We start from the raw sequence: 24,276 nt of genomic DNA on the forward strand, positions 1-24,276 counted from the left end.
TTTTCATCCGTTCACTTCCAGCCCCAGCCGAGTATCCATGAGCGCCAACAGATCGAACTTCGCGTTTCCCGACAAATTCCTCTGGGGTTGCGCGACCGCCGCCTACCAGATCGAAGGATCGCCACTCGCCGATGGCGCCGGTCCGAGCATCTGGCAGCGCTTCGTGCATACGCCCGGCATGACCGTGAACGGCGACACCGGAGACGTGGCCTGCGATCACTACCGACGCTGGCACGGCGACATCGCGCTGATGCAGCAACTCGGCCTCAATGCCTACCGCTTCAGCATCTCGTGGAGCCGGATCTTTCCCGAGGGCAGGGGGCGCATCAACCCGAAGGGGCTCGACTTCTACTCGCGGCTCGTCGACGGCCTGCTCGAGGCCGGCATCGAGCCGACCGCGACCTTGTTCCACTGGGATCTGCCGGCCGCGCTGGACGATCGTGGCGGCTGGCTCAATCCGGACATCGCCGAGTGGTTCGGCGACTATGCGGCAACGATGTATCGCGCGCTCGACGGGCGCGTGAAGATGTGGGCGACGCTGAATGAGCCATGGGTCGTCACCGATGGCGGCTACCTGCACGGTGCGCTCGCGCCGGGCCACCGCAACCGCTTCGAGGCGCCGATCGCCTCGCACAACCTCATGCGTTCGCATGGCCGTGCAGTGCAGGCCTACCGTGCCGAGGGCAGGCACCGCATCGGCCTCGTGGTCAACATCGAGCCCAAGTATCCGGCCTCGGACTCGCCCGAGGACCTCGCTGCCACGCAGCGCGCGGACGCCTACATGAACCGGCAGTATCTCGACCCGGCGTTCTTCGGCACGTATCCGCAGGAACTGCGCGAGATCTTCGGCGAAGCCTGGCCGGAATGGCCCGACGAGGACATGGCCCTGATCCGCCAGCCGATCGATTTCGTTGGCCTCAACTGGTACACGCGCAACGTCACGCGCCATGACGAGCGCGCCTGGCCGCTGAAGGCCGGACCGGTAAGGCAGAAGTCGGCGACCTACACGGAGACCGGTTGGGAAGTGTTTCCGCAGGGCCTCACCGACACGCTCGTGTGGATCAAGGAACGCTACGGCAATCCGCCGATCTACATCACCGAGAACGGTTCGGCCTTCTTCGATCCGCCGGTCGCGGAGAACGGCGTCATTCACGACCCGTTGCGCGTCGACTACCTGCGCAAGCACCTTCGGGCCGCGCACGCCGCGCTCGCCGCCGGTGTCGACCTGCGCGGTTACTTCGCCTGGTCACTGCTCGACAACCTTGAATGGTCGCTCGGTTACTCGAAGCGCTTCGGCATCATCCACGTCGATTTCGAGACGCAGACGCGAACGCTCAAGGACAGTGCGAAGCTCTACGCGAAGATCATCGCGAGCAATGGGTGCGAGCTCGGAAACGACGGCACCTGACGCGGAATCGCCGATTGGCCCGGGCGATCCGCACGCCGGCGGCGATCTCGCGATGAATCCGAACGAGGAGCCGTTGCAACAGCCCCCGCACAGGCTACGTTGACAGGCGCGCGCGGAGCTGCGCCGACTTTCAGGTCCGAAGCGGCGTCGGCTTCGTTTCGCTGTGGCGGGAACGAAACCGGTTTCATGAGAAGGAACCCCGAGTGCACGACACCCTGCTCTTGTTCGGCGCCACCGGCGACCTCGCCGTCCGCATGCTGTTCCCCTCGATCGCGCACCTGCTGCGCGACCGCCTCTTGCCGGTCGACTTCCGCGTCATCGCCATCGGTCGCCAGGACTATTCGGCCGAGCAGTTCCGCCAATGGCTCGGTCCACGCATGCAGGAAATCGCTGCGAAGGAGCTGCGCGGGGGCGACCTCGAACTGCTGCTGCCGCGCGTCGACTACATCTGCGCCGACCTCACCGACCCCACTTCGATCCCGCGCCAGCTGGGCTTCGCGCGTGGCCGCCATTGCGTGAGCTACCTGGCGACTCCGCCCGGCTTGTTCATCGCGATCACCCAGGGCCTCAAGGCGGCCGGCCTGCTCGACACACCGTCGCGACTCGTGCTCGAAAAACCGCTCGGCCACGACCTCGCCTCGGCGCGGGAGATCAACGCGGCGATCCGCGACTGCGTCAGCGAGGACCGCGTATTCCGCATCGACCACTACCTCGGCAAGGCGGCCGTACAGAACCTGCTCGCGCTGCGCTTCGGCAATACCCTGCTCGAGGCAGTGTGGAACCACCAGTGGATCGAGTCGGTCGACATCCTCATTGCCGAGACCGCCGGCGTCGATGGACGTGACGGCTACTACGCGACCTCGGGCGCGTTGCGCGACATGGTGCAGAACCACGTGCTGCAACTGCTCTGCCTGATTGCGATGGAGCCGCCGTCGTCGCTCGGCGCCGACAGCGTGCGCGACGAGAAGCTCAAGGTTCTGCGTGCACTGCGGCCGATGCGCGTCGACGAGGCCGCGCGTGATTCGGTGCGTGGGCGCTACGCCTCTGGCGTGGTCGAGAGCCGTGCCGTGTCGGGCTACGCGCCGCCCGACGGCCAGGACACAGAAACCTTCGTCGCCGTGCGCGCGGAAGTCGATAACTGGCGCTGGTCAGGCGTGCCATTCCGCCTGTGCACCGGCAAGCGCCTGAGCGAACGCGTGACCCAGATCGTCGTCTCGTTCCGGCCGGTCTCGCACTGGTTGTTCGAGAATCCACGACGCGAGCGGGCCGCGCCGAACCGCCTGTTGATCCGCCTGCAGCCCGAGGAGGACATCGAACTCGGCCTGATGAGCAGCCTCGCCGGTTCCGAATGGGGCGCGCTCGAACTGCAGCCGCTGTCGCTCGACCTGTCGATGCCGCGCGGCGGGCAGCGGCGCATCGCCTACGAGCGCCTGCTGCTCGATGCGCTCAACGGCAACACCGCGCTGTTCGTGCGCAGCGACGAAGTCGAGGCGGCTTGGGCCTGGGTCGACAGCATCGTTGCCGCGTGGTCGCAGGCACAACTGCCGGTACTGTCGTATCCGGCTGGCTCGTGGGGACCGGACGAAGCCGCCGATTTCCTGCCCGGTACGCTGACTGCGCCGTGCCGTACCGATCGGAGCAGGCGGTGAACACCCTGCTCGCCGACGTCGGCGGCACCAACGTGCGCTTCGCGCTCGCCGACACGGCGGCGCGGGATCCATTGCTGACGGCGACGATCCGCCGCTATCGCGTCGCCGATTTCGCCGATTTCAGTGCCGCCGCGCGCCGGTACCTCACCGACCAGAATGCACGTCCGAGACATGCGGTGTTCGCCTTTGCCGGGCCGGTCGGTGGCGATCTCGTGCACATCACCAACCATCCGTGGAGCATCGACCTGTCGCGCCTGCGCGCCGAACTCGAACTCGCGGACGGTCTGCGAGCGATCAACGACTTTGCCGCGATGAGCCACGCCGTATGCCTGCTCCGCGACGATGACACCGCGCGCATCGGCGTGCCGGCGCCGGCCGCCGTCGGTGCCGCCGCGCAGCAGACCTTCGCCGTCGTCGGTCCGGGTACCGGACTCGGCGTCGGTGCGTTGGTCGCGCGCGAGGGCCATGTCGACGCGCTGTCGAGCGAAGGCGGTCACCTCAGCTTTGCGCCGCGCAACGAGCACGAGATCGACCTGTTGCGCCGCCTCGCTGCGCGCTTCGGCCGTGTCTCGAACGAGCGCCTGCTGTGCGGCGCCGGCCTCGTCAACCTGTATTCGGTGCTGGCCGAGATCGATGGTGTGCGCCCCGATGTCATGCAACCGGAGGACATCACGGCGCGCGCCGACGCCGGCAGCGACCCGCGCAGCGTGCGCACGGTCGAACTGTTCTGTGAACTGCTCGGTGCGGTCGCCGGCGACGTCGTGCTCGCTTTCGCCGCCTGGGATGGCGTGTACCTGACCGGCGGCCTGACACCGCGGTTACGGCCCTGGCTCGAACGTGGCGCGTTCCGCGCACGTTTTGAGGACAAGGGTCGTTTTGCCGCGCGCCTGGCCGAGGTGCCGACCGTCGCCGTGTTGCATGCCGACGCTGGCCTGCTCGGCTGCGCCGCGCGTGCCGTGCTCGATGCCGGCGGCCGTCCGCAGCGCGCGCCGGTGCACGGAGCCGGCGCATGAACGCGCAGGACGATCCGCGCATCCTCTTCGAGGAATACGCCGGGGAGGTGGCCTGGGTGGCGCACAGCGTCGCCGTGATCGCCGCCGCGCTCGTGGAGCGTCTGGAACGCGAAGCTCGCGCCCGGTTGCTGCTGTCGGGCGGGTCGACACCGTTGCCGGTGTACAAGGCGCTCGGTGCTGCTCCCCTCGACTGGTCGCGCATCGACATCGGTCTGGTCGACGAGCGCGATGTCGGTGCCGATGACGATGGCAGCAATGCGCGCCTCGTGCGCACGACGCTGGTCGCTGCCTTGGCCGAACGCGGTCTCGACACGAACTTCCATCCGCTGCGCGAACGCGCAGCCGTCGCCGCCACCGCGATCGACCGCGCGAACGCCGATCCGCGCGTCGATCCGGCTGGTGCGGTCCTGGTCCTCGGCATGGGTGACGACGGCCACACCGCTTCGCTGTTCCCGGGTTCGCGCGACCTCGCTGCCGCATTCGCCACCCGGCAGCCGTATGCCCTTCTCGATGCAAGCGGTTGTGGTGCGGCCGGGCGCTGGCCGCAGCGGCTCACCCTGACCCGTGCCGGTCTCGTCGCGGCTGCCGCGCGCATCCTGCTGCTGCGCGGCACCGCCAAGCGCACCGTACTCGAACGCGCGCTCGATGCGGGTTCGCACGAGGCGTTGCCGATCTGCTGTGCGATCGACGCACCCAACGCGCCGCTGCGCGTGATCGCGTGTCGCGAGTGAAACAGGAGCTGCCCCATGAACCTCGATCCGCGCGTCGAAGCTGTCACCGAACGCATCCGTGCGCGCAGTCGACGTACGCGTACCGCCTACCTCGCCCTCGTCGATGCAAAACGCGAGGCGCCGTCGCGTGCGCGCATGAGCTGCGCCAACCTCGCCCACGCCTTCGCCGCCTGCAATGCGCACGACAAGGCCGCGCTGCGTGGTGTACGCGGGCCGAACCTCGGCATCGTGACCGCCTTCAACGACATGCTCTCGGCGCACCAGCCGTTCGAGCGCTACCCTGATCTGATCCGCGAGGCTGCGCGTCGCTGCGGTGCGACCGCCCAGGTCGCCGGGGGCGTGCCGGCGATGTGCGACGGCGTGACCCAGGGTCGCATCGGCATGGAACTGTCGCTGTTCAGTCGCGACGTCATCGCCCAGGCGACCGCAATCGCGCTCTGCCACGACATGTTCGATGCCGCACTCTGCCTTGGCGTGTGCGACAAGATCGTGCCGGGGCTGCTGATTGGGGCGCTTGCCTTCGGCCACCTGCCGACCGTGTTCGTGCCGGCTGGGCCGATGACGCCTGGCATCTCCAACGCGGCCAAGGTCGAGGTACGCGAGCGCTATGCCGCCGGAGAGGCCACGCGCGAGGAGTTGCTAGCGGTCGAGGAAGGCTCGTACCACGGCGCCGGTACTTGTACGTTCTACGGCACCGCCAATTCGAACCAGATCCTGCTCGAGGCGATGGGTCTGCAATTGCCGGGCGCCTCGTTCGTCAATCCCGGCACCGCGCTGCGTGAGGCGTTGACCATTGCCGCAGTCGAGCGCGCCGCCGCGATCACTGCGCTCGGCGACGACTTCCGTCCGCTCGGCCACCTGGTTGACGAACGTGCCCTGGTCAACGCAATCGTCGCCCTGCTCGCCACTGGCGGTTCGACCAACCACACGATCCACTTCGTCGCCGTCGCACGCGCCGCCGGCTTGCTCGTCACCTGGGACGATTTCGACGCGCTCGCGCAATGCGTGCCGCTGCTCGCGCGCGTCTATCCAAATGGCGACGCCGACGTGAACCAGTTCCACGCCGCCGGCGGCACCGCCTTCGTGTTTCGTGAACTGCTCGAAGCGGGCCTGATGCACGATCTCCCGACGATCGTCGACGGCGGCCTGCGCGCCTACACGCGCGAGCCGCGTCTCGACGGCGGAACCCTGAGCTGGGTCGATGGCGCAGCGAAGAGTGCCGACGCGAGCGTCGTGCGCGCTGTCGCCGATGCGTTCGAGCCGACCGGTGGCCTGCGCCTGGTCGACGGCAACCTCGGCCGGGCCCTGGTCAAGGTGTCGGCGGTGAAACCCGAGCGACGACGCATCGATGCCGTCGCCGTCGTCGTCGACGATCCGGCCGAACTGCGCGCTCGCCACAAGGCCGGTCGGCTGCCGCGCGACTTCGTTGCCGTGCTGCGCTGGCAGGGGCCGCGCGCGAACGGCATGCCCGAGCAGCACAGCCTGATGCCGTTGCTCGGCATGTTGCAGAACCAGGGGCGCCACGTCGCCCTGGTCACGGATGGGCGCCTGTCGGGCGCGTCCGGAAAGGTGCTGTCGGCGATCCATGTCACGCCCGAGGCCGCGCTCGGCGGTCCACTCGCGCGCGTACGCGACGGCGACCGCATCATCCTCGATGGCGACGCCGGTGTGCTGCACGTCGACGTCGACGTGCAGGAATGGAACACGCGCCTGCCGGCGCCGAGCACCGCGCCGCCCGGCGACGATCTCGGCCGCGTGCTGTTCGGCGCGAACCGCGCGCTGGCCGGCCCGGCCGACGAGGGCGCGCTGTCGATCACGTGCGGCGTGCCGTTCGCGGCCGGCGGTGGTGATGGTGCGCCGCATGAATCCGAATACGATATCGGTCGCATCGCCGCTCACGTACCGACCGAAGCGAAGGACGCCTGATGACCGCAACGCCCGTCGTGCAGCCACTGTTCCGTCAGGCGACCGAACTGCTGCGTGGCGCCGGCATCATGCCGGTCGTCACGGTCGAGCGGGCCGGGCAGGGTCGCTCGATCGCCCTGGCGCTCGCCGAAGGCGGTCTCGGCGCGATCGAAATCACCCTGCGCACGCCAGCCGCACTGGCCGCGATCTCGGCGGCCAAGCGCGACGTGCCAGGCATGCTGGTCGGCGCCGGCACCATCCTCGACCCGGCGCAGGCGCAGGACGCGCTCGCCGCCGGCGCCGATTTCATCGTCACGCCAGGTACGACGCCGGCGCTGGCCGAGGCACTCGCCGCCTTGCCGATCCCGTGCATCCCCGGCGCGGCGACGATCAGCGAGATGCTTGCCCTCGCCGCACTCGGCTTCGAATCGCTGAAGCTGTTCCCGGCCGTGCCGATTGGCGGCATCGCTCTGCTCAACTCCGTCGCCGGCCCGCTGCCGCAACTGCGCTTCTGCCCGACCGGTGGCATCGACGAAGCGAGTGCTCCGGCCTTCCTCGCCCTGCCGAACGTGGTCTGCGTCGGTGGCTCGTGGATGGTGTCGAAGGAATGGATTGCCGCCGGCCGCTTCGACGCGGTCACCGAATCCGCCGCCCGCGCCCGCGCCCTCATCGACGCCCGCCCGTCCGCGTAGGCAGCGCTCCGGGGCGAGTCTGATGGTGGCGATCCATGGCAACATCGCTGCTACGCCGAAGTTCGTCGCGCTCGATGATGAAGAAGTTCCTGCAACGTGCCTCCATGATGGCTATGCTGCTCGCTGCATCCGTGCAGGGGGCGACCACGGTGCAGTTGCCGGGTTGGGTCTGCACGCATCCCGACGCACTGTTCGTCGACGGCTTCCAGGGCGCGGCGGCGGTCACGCGCCTGCCGTCGAACGGCAGCGGCGGTGCGACCGGCAACTCGACTCGCACCGCGACTGCAGCCGGTTTCGGCACGCGTACGGTCTACGCCTACGTGCCGCCCGTGTATTCGCCGACGCAACCGATGCCGCTGGTGCTCGCCCTGCACGGCCAGGCCGGCAGCCAGGCGGCGGCCGATGCGCAGGCGCAGGCCGTGCGCAATGCCTGGGCGACGGTCGCCGCGACGCAGGGCTTCATCGTAATCGCCCCGGTGGCGTCAGGCGCGAGCGGTGGCTGGATCGTTCCGGGCGTTCCCGACGAGCCGAGCGACTACGCCATCTTCGCCGCCGCCATTGCCGATGCCGAGGCGGCTTGGAACATCGACCGCTCGCGGCGCATCGGCTGGGGCTTCTCGGCCGGTGGCCACGTCATGCACGACCTCGTCCTCAACCACTACAGCACGCAGGTGACGATCGACACCTTCGCCGCCTATGCGGTCAGCGCGGGCGCGCTGGCCGGCCTCGCTTGCAGCGGCCTATCGAGCGCGCAATGCAGCGCGCTCGTCGCCGCCGCGCCGCGGCGCATCCCGGTCGACTTTCATGTCGGCAATGGTGATCCACTCGTCACCCAGGTGCTCGATGACAGCAACCGCTTCCTCGCCAGCGGCTGGGCCAACACCATCGACACCTGGCTCACGCTGTTCGTCGGCAATCACACCTACAGCAGCACGCATGCGGCACAGATCTGGACCAACCTCTGTCCGTTCCAGGTCGTGCCATGACCACGCTCCCCTGCGCGACGGCGTTCCTGCCGAGGCGCTCTCCAAGGGCGGCGCAATCCGATCTTCGCCATCGCTGCGTCGACTCCGAAGGTGGCCGCGAATAGCCTCTCGTTCTCTCGTCGTCGCGGCGCAAGCCGGACAGCGTGCAGCGCGGGGAACGTTCGACGGATGACCCCGCCCCCTGATTTCCGATCACGAGGCGTCGGCCCGGACCGCACTGGTGAGCACCACCGCGGCGATGGCGGCTGTCGGGATTGTGGATGGCATCCTGATGGGTGTTGCCGGCACCTGGATCAGCGCCGCGATCCCGACGGCGGACGCTGGCCGCCGATCCAGCCTACGAGGTCATCGAAGGCGCCGGCGATTTCGTCCGCGCGTAGCGTGCAATGACCTTCGCGTTCGACCCACTGCTGCACGAAGTTCGCGCCGCGGCCGGCCGTGCGCGTGCGTAGTGCATAACCGTTCGGCCAGCTCACCGGCACCAACGGATCGGCCAGCGTGTGCAGGGCCAGCACGGGTCTTTCGAGCTTTCCGCTCGGCGTGTACCAGCGCGCGAGGTAAGGCATCGCTGCCGCGTCGCCGCTGTAACGCCGCACGCGCGCGTTGAGGTTCGCGTCGTCGCCGGTGCCCACGTAGGCGAAGTCGCGGTTGTCGAACGGATTGGCGCCGGTCCGCTGCTGCACTTCCTTGACGACATAGCCGAGGAAGGCGATCACGTCGGGCAGGTTGTCGTCGGTCGAGCCGGGTTGCAGGGAGCGCAGCGCCGCAGCCGCAGTCGGATTCGAGCGCAGCGCCTCGGCGATGCGCTCGCCCACGAGTCGGTCGGGCATGTAGTCGGCCGGTACCGGCACGAGCGGACCGAGCAGGTCGGGGAAGTAGGCGTCGAATGCCGCGCGCACGTCGAAGGCATGCTGGACGAGGTCGCCGGCCGCGCCGAGTGCGCCGCACAGGGCAAGGCCGCCGGCATAGACCTGCGGCATCGTTTCGACCGCATGCACGGTCAGCAGGCCGCCCATCGACGCACCCATCGCCAGCGTGCGCGTCGGCTTGCCGTGGCGCTTCACGAAGAACCGGCGCAGCCGCTCGCTGTCGGCAACGGCCTGCTCCACCGCCCAGCCGCTGCGCGAGTAGCCCGACTGCGCGACGGCATAGCCGCGCTCGACGAGCTTGCCCAGCGAGTCCGGCAGCGGGCGCCCGGCATCGAAGCGCACGTCACCGATCGAGTAGCCGTGGAAATAGACCACCAGCCCGCGGTTCCACTGCGCCGGCACGTCGATGCGGTAGTGCGCGCCATCGAGTGTGCCGGTATCGACGCGTGCCGCGTCGGCTTGGGCCAGGCTCGCCAGCAGCAGACCGGCGAGGAAGATCAGGATGCGCATGACGGGCTCCGCGAAGGAAGTGTGCGCAGCGTAGCGGCCGATGAGGGAATGCGGAACGTGTCAGCGACGGGTGGACTGCCGTGCGGTGGCGGGTTTCGCCAGCGCGACGCGCACCTTCGCCGCGGGTTTTCGGATGCGCAGCTCGTGGCCCTGCCAGGTCGCCCTGCGGCCGTCGATGTGCGTGCGGCCTGGGGTGAGGTCGTCGGCGAGGCTCAGCACGTAGCCGCCGGGCGGCTGGCGGGCGGGGTCGGCGCGCAGGTCGAGGAGGAGGGCGTCGCCGTCCCGGCGCAGCGTGTAGCCGAGCGCGCCGTACGGGGTGTGCAGGCCGTCGATCGAGACGCCGTCGCCGTCGAGCCAGGCCGACGGGATGCCGGCGCCGAGGACGAGCGCGCGGTCGGATTCGCGTTCGTAGGCGAACAGGTCGAGCGCGGCGCGGATATAGTCCGACGCGACCCAGCCGTGCGGCATGTCGCCGATAAAGCGCGGTTCGCGGTAGGCCTTGCCGATGACTTCGGCCCACTGGTTCCAGGCTTCGGGGCGGCGGTCGCGGAAGAAGAAGTCGATCGCCTCGTGCGCGCGTTCGCGCCAGCCGAGGCGGATGAAGGCGGACACGTTGCGCCATTCGTACGGCGTGTAGTCCTTCCATTCGCGCTGACCGTCGCGACGCTGCACGAACTCGCGCCAGTAGCGCTCGAAGGTCGCTTCGAGCATCGCCTGCGGCAGGTGTTCGCGTTCGCCGCCGGGCGACAGCGCGATCGTGGTCGAGGTCGCGTCGAAGTCGCCGAGATCGGCGGCGCCGGGGATGTAGTCGATGCCGAACTGCTTCGCACTGGTATCGAGCGAAGCGAGGATGTCGGTGCGGAACTGGTCGCGTGCGGCGGCGAGGCGGCGTGCGTCGTCGTCGCGGCCGAGCTGTTGCGCCAGCGCGATCGCGCTCCTGTAGCCGACCAGGCCCCAGAAATTGTCCCAGTGCGAGTACGCCGGCTTGGCCGAATAGCCTTCGTGGCTGATCGATGGTGGCAACAGGCCGAACTTCGGCGTACCGCGGTTCGCTTCGATGCGTTCGCTCGCGCGCAGTTCACCGAGGTAACGCGTGGCCTTGTCGACATGCGGCCACATCGCCTCGGCCAGGGCGAGGTCCTGCGTGTAGCGCGCCACTTCCGCGGCAAGGAAGACCAGTTCGCCGTGGCTGTCGTTCTCCGGCACCGGATCCGAGCCGCGCGCGTCGACGCAGCACGGCACCTTGCCGTTGGCGAACTGGAACGGTGCATACCACTGGAGAAAGGCGCGCGCCTCGTCCGCATGGCCCATGCGCAGCAGCGCTTCCGAAGTCATCGCGCCGTCGCGGATCCACGAGCGCGCGTACGAACGCGTGCCGGGTCGGATCTTCACGCCGTCGCGGTTCACGAGGACATGCGCCAGCGCCGTGCGCAGCGTGTCGACGATCGGTTGCGCCGATGCCGGCACGCGGATCGCTACGCGGCCGAGCTTGGCGCGCCATTCGTCGACGACCGCCGCCTGCTGCAGGCTGACCCAGGTCGCCATCGCCTCGGCAGGCAGCTTCGGCGTGCGCGGCTCGCCGTCGAGTGGAATGCCGAGCGTAACCGTGCGCGACTCGCGTGGACCGAGCTCGAGGCGGTAGACCAGCGCGCCCGAGGCGAGGCCGCTGGCATCGCGCACGTACTGCGCGGTCGGCCACACGCTGTAGGCGAGGTGCTGCGCGGCCATGTCGTTGTCGAACGGCGTGGCAAAGAACGCGCTCGGCGGCTGGTGTGCCCATACGCGCGGCTTGCCGTTGACGCTGACGACGTGGCCATCGAAACCGAGTTCATCGATCGGGCTGACCCCGCCCGGCGTGGTCAGGAACTGCACCGGCGGATTGACCTGGAACGGCTGGATGGCGAGTGCCAGCGTCAGCGTGCGCGAGGTGTCGCTGTCATTGGTCAGCGTGTAGACGCCGAACAGGCGCGAATCGCCGGGTTCGCCCTGGGCGAAGGCGTCGATGGCGAGGTGCCAGGGATGGGGCATCGGACCGTGAAGATTGCCGGATGTCCGCGGGCATCCATGACGGGCACCGGCGCCTCCTTCAGACGTCCAGGTCACCGATGGCATCGGCAGATGGTTTGAGTGCAGCTTCTGCTTGATGTCGACCTGCGCCCAACTGTTGAGCGATCCAGGCATGTGGTCGCTGCCGCACGCCGTCTGCGGAACGCCTGCAGCGCTCAGGTGTGTGCCATCCACGACGAAAGGCGTGACCGAGAACCCGCCGCGCGCCACCTCGAGCGCACCATCCTCGCCGAGCAGGCCGCTCTCGTGGCCGCCGTCGATGCCGACCACGGTCCAGTAGGTCTGCTGGCCGGAAAATCCGCGTGGAAAGCGTCCAGGCGGCGAATCGAGAGCGATACGCTGAAGGAACGCGTTGTCGCTGGCGCCTGCTTCGAGATCGCGGACCTCGATCGCTTCGAGGGAGTAGTGAGTGCCTGGGCCGTCATGCAGGACCAGCCTCAGGTAGCGTGTCTCCGATTCCGTCAGCAGCAGATGGTCGATGCTGCCGTTGCCGCCGTCGACGCGCCGGACGACACGCCACACGCGACCGTCATCAGAGTATTCGATGTCGTAGCGACTGGCGTGCTCACCACGGGTCCAGCGCAACGCGAGTGCACCGAACTCGCGTTGCCGTGTGAAATCGATCTCAAGGCGGCGCGCGCCGTGGACAGGTCTGCTGCTGCGCCAGGAATCGACGGATCCGGGTTTCGGCGGGTTGCGTGGCCATGTCTGCACGGCCGGTGCGAACAGCGTCGCCGGCACACACCCGGTATCAGCCTTCGTCCTCGGTTCCGGCCACGCCGCGGGCTGCGGCTCGCGCTCGGCGAAACGCAGGTTGCGGATGCATGCTTCGCCCTTGCCACCCGCGTTCGCGTAGATCGTGAACTCGACGAACCGAGTCTGGCGCAGAGTCTTGTCGGCGAGCGGGCCCCAGGCCGGCGCGATGTGGCGCTTCTTGTAGCGTACCGGTGTCCAGTCGCGGGCGAACACGGTCTTCGGCTTGTTGACCCACCAGACGTTCTCGCCGCTGGCGTCGATCAGCTTGAACTCGAACTGGTTGGCCGGGCCGTGCCCGCGCACGTCGAAGTCGAAGGCATAGTCGGCCGGGAACGTGATCGGCAGCGTGCGTCGCATCGCCGCGTGACCGGAAACGCCGTTGAAATCGTAGGCGAGGCAGAGACCGTCGGTCGCCTTCGCGCCGGCACCATGCAGCGAGGCCGAGACCTGGTCCGACGCGGCGGCCTGCCACACAGAGGCGTCGTGGAAGTCGTCGAGGACCTCGGCTGCGGCGGCCATCGGCGCAGCCCACAGAATGAGCGTGGCGAGGGCCCGGCGGGGTGAAGCGTGTCCGGTGGATGTGCGCATGCGAGGTTTTCCCGATCGAAGCATCGCGGCTGGAGCCGCTCCCACGGAATCTGTCCGGGGATGCGGTGCTGGTGTGGACGCGGCTCCGGCCGAGATGGCTGTTCCCTGCGTCAAGGCTCAGCCCTTCACGCTGCCGAGCAGCAGGCCCTGGATGTAGTGGCGCTGCAGGGCGAGGAACAGCAGCAGCACCGGCAGCACGGTAACGACTGCGCCGGACATCATCAGTTCATTGTCCATGACGTGCTCACGCGACAGCGAGGCGAGCGCGACCGGCAGGGTGTGGTGGCTCTGGTCGCCGAGCACGATCAGCGGCCACATGAAGTCGTTCCAGCTGGCCAGAAAGGTGAAGATCGTCAGGGTGACGATGATCGGCTTGAGCAGCGGCAGCACGATGCGCACGAAGATGCGCAGTTCGCCGGCGCCGTCGATGCGCGCGGCCTCGAGCAGTTCGTCCGGGATCGTGCGCGCGTACTGGCGCACGAGGAAGATGCCGAAGATGCCGGCCATCGCCGGCACGATGACGCCGCCGTAGCTGTTGACCAGGCCGAGCGACTTCATCAGCAGGAACAACGGGATCATCGCCACTTGGGCGGGAATCACCAGCGCGCCGAGCAGGGCCTGGAACAGGCGTTCGCGCCCGGCGAAGCGCAGCTTGGCGAAGGCGTAGCCGGCAGCGAGGTTGAAGGCCATGGACAGCACGGTGATCGCCGTCGCGACAAGCATGCTGTTGGCGAAGTAGCGGCCCATGCCGTCGCGGCCGAACAACTGGCGGTAGTTGTCGAGCGTCGGTGCGCTCGGCAGCAGCGGCGGCGGGAACGCGCTGGCCTCGCCGTGCGCCATGAACGAGACTGACAGCATCCATGCGAGCGGGAACAAGGCGACGACGGCGAGGCCGATCAGCGCGCCGTTGACCAGGGCGGCAGCAAGGCGCGTGTTCATGCCGATTCCCCGCGCCGGCCGAGCCGCAGCATCAGTGCGGTCACGCCGAGGATCAGGACGAACAACAGGAACGCGACGGCCGAGGCGCGGCCGAGGTTCCACCACTTGAAACCTTCCTCGAACATGAAGTACAGCACGCTCGTCGTGCTCTGCAGCGGCCCGCCGCGCGTCATCACATACGGCTCTGCGAACAGCTGGAAATAGCCCGAGGTGGTGATGATCGCGACCAGCAGCAGGGTCGGCTTCAGCAGCGGCAAGGTGATGTGGCGCAGTCGCTGCAGGAACGAGGCGCCGTCGATGCGCGCAGCCTCGTGCAACTCCTCCGGGACCGCCTGCAGGCCGGCCAGCAGGATGATCATGTTGTAGCCGAAGTTCTTCCACACCGCGAACAGGATGATCGTCGGCATCGACCAGTCGGCGCTGCCGAGCCAATCGATCGGCTCGATGCCGACCAGGCCGAGCACGTAGTTCACGAAGCCGTAGCGGGTGTGGAAGAAATAGCGCCAGATCACCGCGACGGCGACGATCGTGGTCACCACCGGAGCGAACAGCGCGGTACGGAAGAAGCCCTTGAAGCGCGCCAGCTTCGAGTCGAGCAGCAGGGCTGCGGCGAGCGAGACGGCGATCGACAGCGGTACGCCAACCGCGACGAAGTACAGCGTGTTGCTGAGCGATGTCCAGAACAGCGGTGTGCGCAGCAGGTCGAGGTAGTTGCCGAAACCAACGAAGCGCAGGTTGTCGCGATCGGCGAGCGCGTAGAGGTCGAAGTCGGTCAGGCTAAGCGCGAACGCGGCGAACACCGGCAGCAGGAAGAACACGCCGATGACGACCAGGGCGGGGGTGACGAACAGCCAGGCAGCGCGCGTCGAGTTCATGGCGTGGCCAGCTTGCGGTTGATGATCCAGCGTCGCTTCTCGAGGATCGCATCGACTTCGGTATCGAGCGCACGCAGGGTGGCATCGCGGTCGGCACCAGCGCGGGCGACGCGTTCGGCGGCACGTTGCATCTCGATGACGATGCGCTCCCACTCGGCGACCTTCGGTGTCGGCTTGACGCGCTCGAGCTGGTTGAGGAACGCGCGCGACGGCTCGTCGCCGGCGAGTGCCGGATCGGCCCAGGTGCTGCGCCGCGGTGGCAGGTCGCCGGTCAGCGCATGGAAGTGCAGTTGCACGGCCGGATCGGACAGGTACTCGACGAGTTTCCACGCGGCCTCGTGTTTTTCGCCGCCGCGGAACAGCACGAGGCTGGTGCCACCGGCCACACTCGCGCCTTCACCGCGCGGGCCAGGCAGTGGCGCCGTGGTCCACAGTGCATCCGAGCCTGGCGGCAGGCGGCGGCGCAGCTCGCCGATGTTCCACGGGCCGTTGATGTAGAACACGAAGAAGCCGTTGGCGAACTCGTTCCAGACGTTCGAGATCTGCGTGTCGCTCATGCGCGGCGCCCAATCGCGCTCGAACATCGAGGTGTAGAAATCGAAAGCTGCGCGGAAACCGGCGCTTTCGAAGTTGCCTCGCGTGTCGCCGTCACGCAGGAGTGGTTCGTCCTGCTGGACGGCGAGCGAGAGCAGCGGACCGAACTCGTCGAGCGGAAGCAGGATGGCGTACTTGCCGGTGCCGGCGCGCTGCTTGACAGTAGCCATTGCGCGCCGCCATTCGTCCCAGTCGCGTGGTGGATCCTGGAAGCCGGCAGCGGCGAGCAGGTCGCGGCGATAGAACATCAGGCGCGTGTCGACGTACCACGGAACGCCGAGCACGTGGCCGTCGATGACATTGGTGTCCCAGATGCCGTCGAAATAGTCGGCGCGCTCGATCGACGGCGACGCGGCGAGGCGCGCATCGAGCGGCTCCAGCGCGTCGAGAGCGGCGAACTCGGCCACCCAGCTGTTGCCGAGTTGGGCGATGTCAGGCAGGGCATCGCCGGCATAGGCGGTCAGCAGCTTCTCGTGCACGGCCGTCCACGGCAGCTGCTGCAGGCTGACGCGGATATCGGGATTGCGCCGTTCGAAGTCCGGCAGCAGTTCGGCGACGACCTCTCCCTCGCGGCCCATTGCCCAGAACGTGATCGTCGTGCGCGGGTCGGCATCGCGTGTACAGCCGGCAAACACGCAGGCGAGTGCGGCGAGCATGGCGCAGACGAGGAGCGTCGACCACCGCGCAACCGGCCGACCAGCCCTTCGGCTGTGGAAGACAGGTTGCGATGCTCCGCGATGCAGTCGGAAAGATCGCGGCCCAGGCCACTCCCATGAGCTTCCCGTCCGCACCTGCGCGCTCATTTCGTCGGCACCGGCTGGTCGAGCCAGCCGCCGCTGAACCCTGCGCGTTCGAGGCCCTTGCGGATGTAGGGGTTGCGCTTCATCACGTCCCAGACGAAACCGTTGCGATGGTTCTCGATCATGAGCACGATAGGGCCCTGGTCGATGCCGATGAAGTTGTCGTCGATCCAGCCGAGTTGTGGGTCGATGTATCCGGTCTGGGCCGGTTCATCATTCCAGGTGAAGCTCGGGTTGAAGGCGTCGATGAAGCCATGTTCGCGCCAGATCGCCTCGCCGTAGCGTGCGTGCATTGCCTCGATCGCTGGAATCACGATCTCCGGCGCGAACGCGATCGAGGCCGCCGCGGCCGTGGGTGCGAGCGTGCCGTCGTCGAAGGCATCGGCGATGCCGGCACCGCGCGCCGAATAGTGGCGGAACTGGCGCGGCTGCAGGTTGTAGATCCTGTTCGTGACACGCGGCCCGTCGCTGGCGGTAAGGCCCCAGACGTCGCCGCCGTAGCCCTTCCAGCCCATCGGGTTGGCGATCGCGTAGGCGCGCTGGGCGAGCGTGGCGCGACGGCTGTTCTCGAAATAGTCGAAGCCCTCCTTGCGCATCCACTCGTCCTGGATGCCGCGGAAGTCGATCCAGGCGTGCGAGTACTGGTGGCCGAAATGCGGGGCGAACGACAGGTACTTGTGGCCGTGGAATTCGCCGTAGCTGCGTGCATAGGTGCGCGTCCATGCCGACCACGCGCTCGGATCGACCGGATGCGTCGGTGAGCCGAGGGCGAGGATGTAGACGATCATCGCTTCGTTGTAACCCTCCCAGTCGTGACTGATGATGCCATTCTCGGGCACCCAGCCCATCGATATCAGCGGCGGGCGTTCCTGCAGCCACGGCCACTCGACTGCGCGGTAGAGCTGGTCGGCGAGGTCGCGGATCTCGCCTTCGGCTGGATCCTCGCGATCGTAGTACGACTGCGCGAATAGCACGCCGCCGAGCAGCAGCGCGGTGTCGACCGAAGACACCTCGACCCAGCGCGCATAGCGGCGGCCGTTGGCGAGGCCGAGAAAGTGATAGAAGAAGCCATGGTAGCCGGCATCGTCCTCGAAGCTCGCGCCCTGCGGCAGCGAGCGCAGGTAGCGCAGCACCCTGAGCGTGTGATCGCGGGCCTGTTGTCGCGTGATCCAGCCGCGCTCGACGCCGATCGCGTATGCGGTCAGGCCGAAACCGATCGCGGCGATGCTCGAGAACGGTTCGGTATGCGGCGTACGGTCCGGGATGAGTCCGTTGTCCTCGCGCGTGTGCTCCCAGAACCAGCGGAACGTGCGCTGTTGCAAGTCGTCGACGAGCGGCGGCAGGGCCCTCGATGGGGCCGGGTCCGGTGCGGGTGCCGGCGGTGGCGAGGCGCCGCAGCCGGCGACAACGAGGCTGGCGGTGAGCATCGAGCAGGCAAGGAAACGCGACATCGGTGATCTCTCGGAAGGTGAAGAATCCGGTCACCGCGCCGAGACGCGGCGGCCAGGCTGGTGGGCTTGGGATGCCCGGAGCCGCCCCATTCGCGGCTTCAACCGCGAATGGGCTGGTGTTTCCCGCAGCCGCGCCCGTTGCGGGCGCGGCCGTGTCACGTCATCAGAAGCTGATACCCAGCGACAACTTGAACGTGCGCGTCGGTGTGGTGATGCCATTGCCGTTGCGGTTGCCGAAGTTGGCGTTCGGCGAGCCTGGGCCGCCTCGCCAAGTTTCATAATTGTCCCAGTTGTAGGTGTTGAGCACGTTGAGCACGTCGGCACGCAGGCGGATGGCGATGCCTTCGCCGAGGTCCCAGTACTTCGTCGCGGCCAGATCGATCTGTTTCGTGCCGAACGTGCCGTCAGGCGTGTACGGGTCGAAGAAACAACCGTTGAAGCTGGTGGCGTCGTAGCAGTTGACCGCTTCCTTCGGCACCGGGCTCGCGAACGTCGCCTTGGCCGAGTACATCACGCCCCCCGGGCCGTCGAGGATGCCGGTGACGACGAGACGGTGGCGTGGGATGCCGAGCGAGCGCAGGAAGCCCTGACCATCCGGGTTCGGATAGTCGAAAACATAGTGTTCGTCATTGAGTGCGGCATTGAGCCGGTTCTCGCGTGCATGGGTGTATGTGTAGGCGAAGGTCACGCCCCAGCCCGAATCTTCCGTGTAGGGTTTTTCGAGCGAGAACAGCGCCGATTTGGTGCGTGTCTCGATGCCATTGTCGGCAATGATCAGCGTGCCGAAGCCGGGAATGGGCTGGCCCCAGGGCTGGCCGCCCCAAGTCCACGCGGGATTTTCGCGGAAGCTGCCGTTCGGCCAGCGGTTGCCGAGCGCGAAGTAGATGCCGTCCTTGCTCTCGACGTAGGAGAGCGTGGCCGAGGTATTCCAGTCGATGCCACCCATCGTCACGGTGTTGCGCATGCCGAGACTGAACTGGTCCGAGTACGGCGTCTTGAGGTCGTTGCTGAGGAGATTGACCTCGCCGCCGATATTCGGGTTGGTTGCGACCAGCGCGGCGAGACTGGCCCGGTTGAAATATGCGGGATCCCAGGCCAGGCAGTTGCCGACACCGACTTCGCAGGGACGGCTCACGGTGTCGAAGTTGAACACATAGCGCGGATACGAGCCTTTCGAGCGTTCGAGCGCGAGGTAGTCGAACAGGTTGCGGTCGTAGGCGCGTCCGGCACCGCCGAAGATCACGTGGCGCTGATCCTCGAACAGATCGTACGAGAAGCCGAGTCGCGGCTGCCAGGCGTCCTTGAATGCCTTTCGGTTGCTGCCGTTGCCGATGAAGTTCTCGATGTCGTAGTCGGCGTTCTGGAGGTTGGCCCAGCTGCGCAGCGCGGAGGCGAGCTCGGCGCTCGGGCGATAGTCGAGATAGCTTGGCACCTTCTCGTAGTCCCAACGCAGGCCGAGGTTGAGCGTCAGCTTGCTGTTGACTTCCCAGTCGTCCTGGAAATAGATGCCGAACTGCTTGGAGGTGGTCACCACGTTCGGATCGCGCCCGGGGACCGGTTCGCCGAACTGGACCTGGAACGGGATGCTGAGGCTGCCGTAGACGTCGAAAAAGTATTGCGGGCTGTAGGGCTGTCGCTCAAAGGCCCTGATCTCGATTTCCTTGTACTTGAATCCACCCTTGAACACATGGTTGCCGGCCCACTCGAGGCCCGACCAGGTCAGATCGTCCTGGATCGCCCAGCCTTTCTGGCCCTTGTTCTGGTAGTTCTCGCCGGCGCCGACATTGAGCAGGCTGCGCTGCTGGTTGTCGCTCGGACGGAAGAACACGTAGTGCGATCCGTAGCCGTCTAGGGTCAGAGGCTTCGGTTCGTAGGTCGAGTCCTCGAAGGTGATGTGGGCGTCGTTGAGCCAGTTGCCCGAGATGAACTGCCAGCGCAGGTCGGTGCGCGTTTCCTCCTGGTGCTTGGTGCTGGCGAAGGAATAGGCATTGGCACCCGTGTTGCCCTGTATATCGTCCTCGACGCGGTGCTTGCCGGAGAGTTCGAACAGGTTGTTCTCGTCGGGTGTCCAGGTCAGCTTGGCGAAGTAGAGATCTTCTTCGAAGGGTGTCGACGTTGGGCCGAGTTCGGCCTGTGCCGCCGGCGGCAGCAGCGAGATCGGCACCGAGTTGTCGCCGATCGCCACCTCGCCAGGGGTGATGATTTCCTTGTATTCGTATGAGGCGAAGAAGAACAGCGTGTCCTTGATGATCGGGCCGCCGAGCGAGGCGCCGTACTGCTTGTCCATGGTCTCGATCTTCTTGCCGCCGGCGCGTTCGGCGGGACGGATCGCGCGCCAGCCTTCATGCGTGTAGTCGAAGAACGCGTCACCGTGCAGTTCGTTGCTGCCGGACTTGGTCAGCGCGACGATCGCCGCGCTGCTGATCTGGTCGAACTCGGCCTTGTAGTTCTGCGTGATGACCTTGTATTCGCCGATCGCCGACTGCGGGAATGGATTGCCGCGCGAACCGTCCTGGCCGCTGATGCCGCCCTTGAGGACGTAGTTCTTCTGGCCGACGCCGTCGATGAAGACATTGATGCCGTTCGAGTTCTGGCCGCCGCTGCGCAGCTTGGTCGTGCCATCGCTGTTCTGCGAGAAGATCACGCCCGGCACGGTGTCGGCGAAGGCGAGGAAGTTGCGGTTGATCTGCGGGATCGCGTCGATCTGTTTCTGCGAGATGTAGGTGGCGATTTCCGAAGTCTTCGTTTCAGCGATCGCCTGTGCGGTCACCGTTACCGTGTCCATCGTCGCCGTGTCGATCGGTGCGCCTCCGTCGACGGCGAGGTCGAGGGTTGCGACCTGACCGACCTGGAGGATGATGGTCCGCGAACTCGTCGCGCCGTCGGCGGTCACGTCGATGCGCCAGGTGCCGGGCGGCAGGCCGGCCAGTGAATAGGCGCCATTGGCGTTGCTCTGCACGCGGCGGACAAGGCCGGTGGCGATGTTCGTCGCCGTGATCTCGGCGCTACCGGCGGGGCCGGTGGCGTTGGTGACCTGGCCGCGTACGCTGGCTGCCGTGGCTTGTGCGAACGCGGCGGGGACGGCGGTGAGCAGGCACGTCGCCAGTGCGGCTGCAAGCAGCCGTGGTTGCGGGAATCGTGTGGCTGAAGCGGTACGGTGACTCATGGCTTCTCCCCTCCGAGGGTGAGCGTGTTTGTTGGACAGCGGTCGGTTGACGCGTGGTGCGTGGAATCTCTTGTCAGCGGGAATGGCCTGGGGTGCACGCGACGGGCTGCGCGCCGCAGGATTCGCGGACGATCAGTTCGGGGGCGCCGATCGCGTGCGGCTGGACGTCGTCGCCGGCCAGCGTGGCGATCAGCGTGCGTGCTGCGCGTTCGCCGAGCTCGGCGATCTTGACGCGCATGGTGGTCAGTGGCGGTGTGACGAAGCGCGCCATCGGGATGTCGTCGAAGCCGGCCAGGGCAATGTCTCGTGGTACCGAGATGCCGGCGACCTGCAGCGCAAACAGGCAACCGAGCGCCATCATGTCGTTGGCGGCAAACACGGCGTCGGGTCGCTGCACCATGCGGTTGATCTCGATGCCGGCGAAGTACCCGGACTTTTCGCTGAAGTCGCCGCGCAACACGATCAGTTCGCTGTCGTTACGACCGGCGAGTGTGTCGCGCACGCCGCGCAGGCGCTCGTCGGCGTCGAAGTTGTGTTCGGGGCCGGCGATCATGACGATGCGGTGGTGACCGCAGCCGAGCAGGTGCTCGACCATCGTGCGTGCGCCGCCGTAGTTGTCGATCGCCAGCGTGTGGTGGTCGCCGTCGCCGGCACGTGTGTTCATCAGCACGGTCGGCACGCCCGGTGGCAGGTTCTTCGCGAGCAGTTCGGCATCGGCGTGCGGCGACATCACCAGCAGGCCGTCGACGCGTCCGCTGAGCGCGCGCAGTGCGTCGGCAGTTTCCTCGGCCGATCCGTGCGAACTCGACACCAGCAGGTGCAGGTTGTGTTCGCGCGCGGCCACGTCCATGCCGCGCATCAGTTCGGAAAAGAACTCGCCGTACAGGTCGGGCACGATTACGCCGATCGTCTGCGTACGGCGCGTGATGAGGCTGCGCGCGGCGCCATGCGGCATGTAACGCAGACGCGCCGCGATCTCGAGGATGCGGCTGCGCATCGCAGGGGTGACGTTGGTGTGGCCGTTGAGCGCACGCGAGACGGTCGCGACCGACACGTTCGCTTCGCGTGCAACGTCTTTGATCGTCACCGGCATGCCCACCAGCCCCTTGGCCATCACGGTCGCAGTCCGCGATGTAATCGTTTACATGGTGCGGTGTCGGATCTGGGTTTGTCATGCTGCAACACAGCAGTAGGCTGCGGTGGCGCCGTCCGATCAGGCAGCCAACGCTTGCTGGTCGGCCAGGCGAGCGAAGTAGTCGCGGGTCAGGCGCAGTTGCAGGCCGGCATCCTCGGCGGCGTTGACGACCTGGCGGAAGCCGGCGTTCTCGGGGCGGTCCTTCGCGTACCAGCCGAGGTGCTTGCGCGCGATGCGCACGCCCTGGTGTTCGCCGTAGAAGGCGTACAGCGATTCGAGGTGTTCGACCAGGATCGTGCCGACTTCGGCCGGTGTCGGCGCTGCCGGTTCGCGGCCGTCGGCAAGAAAGCTCGCGATCTCGCCGAGGATCCAGGGCCGCCCCTGCGCGGCCCGCCCGACCATGACCGCGTCGGCGCCGGTGGCGTCGAGCACGGCACGTGCCTTGCGCGGCGAGTCGATGTCGCCGTTGGCGAGCACGGGGATGTGCACGGCGCGCTTGATCGCGGCGATCGTCGCGTATTCGGCTTCGCCGGCGTAGAGGTCGGCGCGCGTGCGTCCGTGCACGGCCAGCGCGGCGATGCCGGCGGCCTCGGCAATGCGCGCGATGGCGACGCCGTTGCGGTTGTCTCGGTTCCAGCCGGTGCGAATCTTCAGCGTGACCGGCACGTCGACGGCGGCGACGACGGCTTCGAGGATGCGCGCGACCAGGGCCTCGTCCTGCAGCAGAGCCGAGCCCGCCCAGACATTGCAGACCTTCTTGGCCGGGCAACCCATGTTGATGTCGACGATCTGCGCTCCGTGATCGACGTTGTAGCGTGCGGCATCGGCGAGCATGGCCGGGTCGTGACCGGCGATCTGTACCGACACCGGTGCCGGTTCGCCGACATGGTCCATGCGCTGCAGCGATTTGCGCGTATGCCACAAACGCGGATCGGAAGCGGTCATTTCCGACACTGCCAAGCCCGCGCCGAGCCGCTTGCACAGCTGGCGGAACGGCTTGTCGGTGACGCCTGCCATCGGCGCGAGCACGACAGGCGGATCGATGAGGTAGGGGCCGATGTGCATGTGCGGCAGTTTAGGGATGACCTGATCAATCCCACAATGGCGTCATGACATCCGCAAGGTTCGCAGCGGCGTGGGCGTGGCGAGGCGCAGGCTGGTTGCCTGGGCTTGCCGCGCACGCCGCGCTGCGGGCCTTGCGGATGTCACCCCGTCATGGGGAATCAAAAGGTTGGGGCCGTCCTGTGCGGGCGCAGCTCGGCGTTGCACCGGGATCTGCGCCCGCACAGGACGGTGACGCCGTTGTGGGATCGATCAGGGCGTCCCCAGACCCTGGCCCCCAAAGCGCCCTGCTAAACTGCACGCCGCTCAACGCCACCTACGCGCCGCGCCGATGCCGATTCGCCCACGCATCGATCGATCGCCGCGCCGATGCCCGCATCGGTGTCGCCGCTGATGGATCTGCTCGACACCCTGATCCGCTTCTTCACCGAGAACGGCTACATGGCTGTGTTCGTGGTGTTGCTGATCTGTGGTTTCGGCGTGCCGATTCCCGAGGACATCACCCTCGTCGCCGGCGGCGTCATCGCCGGACTCGAATACGCCAACGTGCATGTGATGTGCGCGGTCGGTCTGGTCGGCGTGCTCGCCGGCGATTCGCTGATGTTCATCGTTGGTCGAGTGTTCGGCACGCGCGCGCTGCGTCTGCGCTGGGTCGCCTACCTGCTCACGCCGCGTCGCTACGCACGCGTGCAGGCGAAGTTCAGCCGCCACGGGACGCGCCTGATGTTCGTCGCGCGCTTCCTCCCCGGCCTGCGCTCGCCGATCTATCTCACCGCCGGCATGACGCGGCGCGTGTCGTTCCTCAAGTTCCTCGCGCTCGACGGCCTGGCCGCGCTCATCAGCGTGCCGCTGTGGGTCTACCTCGGCTACTACGGCGCGCAAAACCACGAGTGGCTGCTGACCTGGTTGCGCCGCGGCAAGTTCGTCGTGTTCGCCGTGCTGGCCGTGCTGGCGGCGATCGTCTTCATCTACTACAGGCGGCGCATCCTCAGGCGCCGCAGCCTGCTACGCCTGCGCGAGTTGCGTCGGCAGCAGCGTGCCGGCTGATCTCCGGGCCGAAACGATCGAGGTGCCCCGTGG

At 67.4% G+C, this 24,276-nt stretch carries 17 protein-coding genes; 8 read left to right on the forward strand and 9 right to left on the reverse strand.

Annotation, left to right across the window (positions count from 1 at the left end; translation table 11 throughout):
* Window positions 1–37: 37 nt before the first annotated feature.
* From KF907_RS06375 to KF907_RS06405, 7 genes are all read left to right on the forward strand, one after another.
* A complete protein-coding gene (locus KF907_RS06375; RefSeq protein ID WP_291219125.1) occupies window positions 38–1,408 on the forward strand; it encodes a GH1 family beta-glucosidase in 1,371 nt (456 codons plus the stop codon).
* Between the two features lie 203 nt (window positions 1,409–1,611).
* Window positions 1,612–3,057 (forward strand): glucose-6-phosphate dehydrogenase, encoded by a 1,446-nt coding sequence (gene zwf, locus KF907_RS06380; protein WP_291219126.1) that lies wholly within the window; start codon window positions 1,612–1,614, stop codon window positions 3,055–3,057.
* On the forward strand, window positions 3,054–4,070 hold the full coding sequence (glk, locus tag KF907_RS06385; RefSeq protein WP_291219127.1) for a glucokinase: 1,017 nt from the start codon (window positions 3,054–3,056) through the stop codon (window positions 4,068–4,070). The genes zwf and glk overlap by 4 nt, the downstream gene beginning before the upstream one ends.
* A complete protein-coding gene (gene pgl / locus KF907_RS06390; RefSeq protein ID WP_291219128.1) occupies window positions 4,067–4,801 on the forward strand; it encodes a 6-phosphogluconolactonase in 735 nt (244 codons plus the stop codon). The genes glk and pgl overlap by 4 nt, the downstream gene beginning before the upstream one ends.
* Before the next feature lie 15 nt (window positions 4,802–4,816).
* Window positions 4,817–6,727 carry a phosphogluconate dehydratase gene (edd, locus tag KF907_RS06395; protein ID WP_291219129.1) on the forward strand — a complete coding sequence of 637 codons (1,911 nt, stop codon included), beginning with the start codon at window positions 4,817–4,819 and terminating at the stop codon, window positions 6,725–6,727.
* Window positions 6,727–7,398 carry a bifunctional 4-hydroxy-2-oxoglutarate aldolase/2-dehydro-3-deoxy-phosphogluconate aldolase gene (gene eda / locus KF907_RS06400; RefSeq protein WP_291219130.1) on the forward strand — a complete coding sequence of 224 codons (672 nt, stop codon included), beginning with the start codon at window positions 6,727–6,729 and terminating at the stop codon, window positions 7,396–7,398. Before edd ends, eda begins: the two co-directional genes overlap by 1 nt.
* Before the next feature lie 35 nt (window positions 7,399–7,433).
* A complete protein-coding gene (locus KF907_RS06405) occupies window positions 7,434–8,384 on the forward strand; it encodes an alpha/beta hydrolase family protein (protein ID WP_291219131.1) in 951 nt (316 codons plus the stop codon).
* Window positions 8,385–8,677: 293 nt separating this feature from the next.
* Here the strand turns inward: KF907_RS06405 and KF907_RS06410 are convergent, their stop codons facing one another.
* The 9 genes from KF907_RS06410 to dusB form a co-directional block, all read right to left on the reverse strand.
* Window positions 8,678–9,763 carry an alpha/beta fold hydrolase gene (locus tag KF907_RS06410; protein ID WP_291219133.1) on the reverse strand — a complete coding sequence of 362 codons (1,086 nt, stop codon included), beginning with the start codon at window positions 9,761–9,763 and terminating at the stop codon, window positions 8,678–8,680.
* A 60-nt stretch (window positions 9,764–9,823) separates the two neighbouring features.
* Window positions 9,824–13,174, reverse strand: coding sequence for a discoidin domain-containing protein (locus tag KF907_RS06415; protein ID WP_291219135.1), 3,351 nt, complete (start codon window positions 13,172–13,174; stop codon window positions 9,824–9,826).
* A 117-nt stretch (window positions 13,175–13,291) separates the two neighbouring features.
* Window positions 13,292–14,113 (reverse strand): carbohydrate ABC transporter permease, encoded by an 822-nt coding sequence (locus KF907_RS06420; protein WP_291219136.1) that lies wholly within the window; start codon window positions 14,111–14,113, stop codon window positions 13,292–13,294.
* On the reverse strand, window positions 14,110–14,988 hold the full coding sequence (locus KF907_RS06425) for a carbohydrate ABC transporter permease (RefSeq protein WP_291219138.1): 879 nt from the start codon (window positions 14,986–14,988) through the stop codon (window positions 14,110–14,112). The genes KF907_RS06420 and KF907_RS06425 overlap by 4 nt, the downstream gene beginning before the upstream one ends.
* A complete protein-coding gene (locus KF907_RS06430; RefSeq protein ID WP_291219139.1) occupies window positions 14,985–16,238 on the reverse strand; it encodes a sugar ABC transporter substrate-binding protein in 1,254 nt (417 codons plus the stop codon). The genes KF907_RS06425 and KF907_RS06430 overlap by 4 nt, the downstream gene beginning before the upstream one ends.
* 143 nt (window positions 16,239–16,381) lie before the next feature.
* Window positions 16,382–17,833 (reverse strand): glucoamylase family protein, encoded by a 1,452-nt coding sequence (locus tag KF907_RS06435; protein ID WP_291219140.1) that lies wholly within the window; start codon window positions 17,831–17,833, stop codon window positions 16,382–16,384.
* A 163-nt stretch (window positions 17,834–17,996) separates the two neighbouring features.
* The gene (locus KF907_RS06440) at window positions 17,997–20,999 is read right to left on the reverse strand and encodes a TonB-dependent receptor (protein ID WP_291219141.1); all 3,003 of its coding nucleotides are present in this window, start codon (window positions 20,997–20,999) and stop codon (window positions 17,997–17,999) included.
* 73 nt (window positions 21,000–21,072) lie between these two features.
* On the reverse strand, window positions 21,073–22,113 hold the full coding sequence (locus KF907_RS06445; protein ID WP_291219142.1) for a LacI family DNA-binding transcriptional regulator: 1,041 nt from the start codon (window positions 22,111–22,113) through the stop codon (window positions 21,073–21,075).
* Window positions 22,114–22,212: 99 nt separating this feature from the next.
* On the reverse strand, window positions 22,213–23,199 hold the full coding sequence (gene dusB / locus KF907_RS06450) for a tRNA dihydrouridine synthase DusB (RefSeq protein ID WP_291219143.1): 987 nt from the start codon (window positions 23,197–23,199) through the stop codon (window positions 22,213–22,215).
* Between the two features lie 366 nt (window positions 23,200–23,565).
* Between dusB and KF907_RS06455 the strand changes: the two genes are divergently transcribed.
* Window positions 23,566–24,243, forward strand: a complete 678-nt coding sequence (locus KF907_RS06455; protein WP_291219144.1) for a DedA family protein — start codon at window positions 23,566–23,568, stop codon at window positions 24,241–24,243.
* Window positions 24,244–24,276 lie beyond the last annotated feature (33 nt).

It is taken from the genome of Dokdonella sp., from assembly GCF_019634775.1.
Classification (GTDB): Bacteria; Pseudomonadota; Gammaproteobacteria; order Xanthomonadales; family Rhodanobacteraceae; genus Dokdonella.

Bases quoted from the DNA above. Each gene is read 5' to 3' on its own strand.
- KF907_RS06420 (WP_291219136.1), bottom strand. From the start codon at position 14,113: ATGAACACGCGCCTTGCTGCCGCCCTGGTCAACGGCGCGCTGATCGGC.
- eda (WP_291219130.1), top strand. From the start codon at position 6,727: ATGACCGCAACGCCCGTCGTGCAGCCACTGTTCCGTCAGGCGACCGAA.
- KF907_RS06415 (WP_291219135.1), bottom strand. From the start codon at position 13,174: ATGCGCACATCCACCGGACACGCTTCACCCCGCCGGGCCCTCGCCACG.
- KF907_RS06405 (WP_291219131.1), top strand. From the start codon at position 7,434: ATGGCAACATCGCTGCTACGCCGAAGTTCGTCGCGCTCGATGATGAAG.
- dusB (WP_291219143.1), bottom strand. From the start codon at position 23,199: ATGCACATCGGCCCCTACCTCATCGATCCGCCTGTCGTGCTCGCGCCG.
- edd (WP_291219129.1), top strand. From the start codon at position 4,817: ATGAACCTCGATCCGCGCGTCGAAGCTGTCACCGAACGCATCCGTGCG.
- KF907_RS06425 (WP_291219138.1), bottom strand. From the start codon at position 14,988: ATGAACTCGACGCGCGCTGCCTGGCTGTTCGTCACCCCCGCCCTGGTC.
- KF907_RS06435 (WP_291219140.1), bottom strand. From the start codon at position 17,833: ATGTCGCGTTTCCTTGCCTGCTCGATGCTCACCGCCAGCCTCGTTGTC.
- KF907_RS06430 (WP_291219139.1), bottom strand. From the start codon at position 16,238: ATGCTCGCCGCACTCGCCTGCGTGTTTGCCGGCTGTACACGCGATGCC.
- pgl (WP_291219128.1), top strand. From the start codon at position 4,067: ATGAACGCGCAGGACGATCCGCGCATCCTCTTCGAGGAATACGCCGGG.
- KF907_RS06410 (WP_291219133.1), bottom strand. From the start codon at position 9,763: ATGCGCATCCTGATCTTCCTCGCCGGTCTGCTGCTGGCGAGCCTGGCC.
- KF907_RS06455 (WP_291219144.1), top strand. From the start codon at position 23,566: ATGCCCGCATCGGTGTCGCCGCTGATGGATCTGCTCGACACCCTGATC.
- KF907_RS06440 (WP_291219141.1), bottom strand. From the start codon at position 20,999: ATGAGTCACCGTACCGCTTCAGCCACACGATTCCCGCAACCACGGCTG.
- KF907_RS06375 (WP_291219125.1), top strand. From the start codon at position 38: ATGAGCGCCAACAGATCGAACTTCGCGTTTCCCGACAAATTCCTCTGG.
- KF907_RS06445 (WP_291219142.1), bottom strand. From the start codon at position 22,113: ATGGCCAAGGGGCTGGTGGGCATGCCGGTGACGATCAAAGACGTTGCA.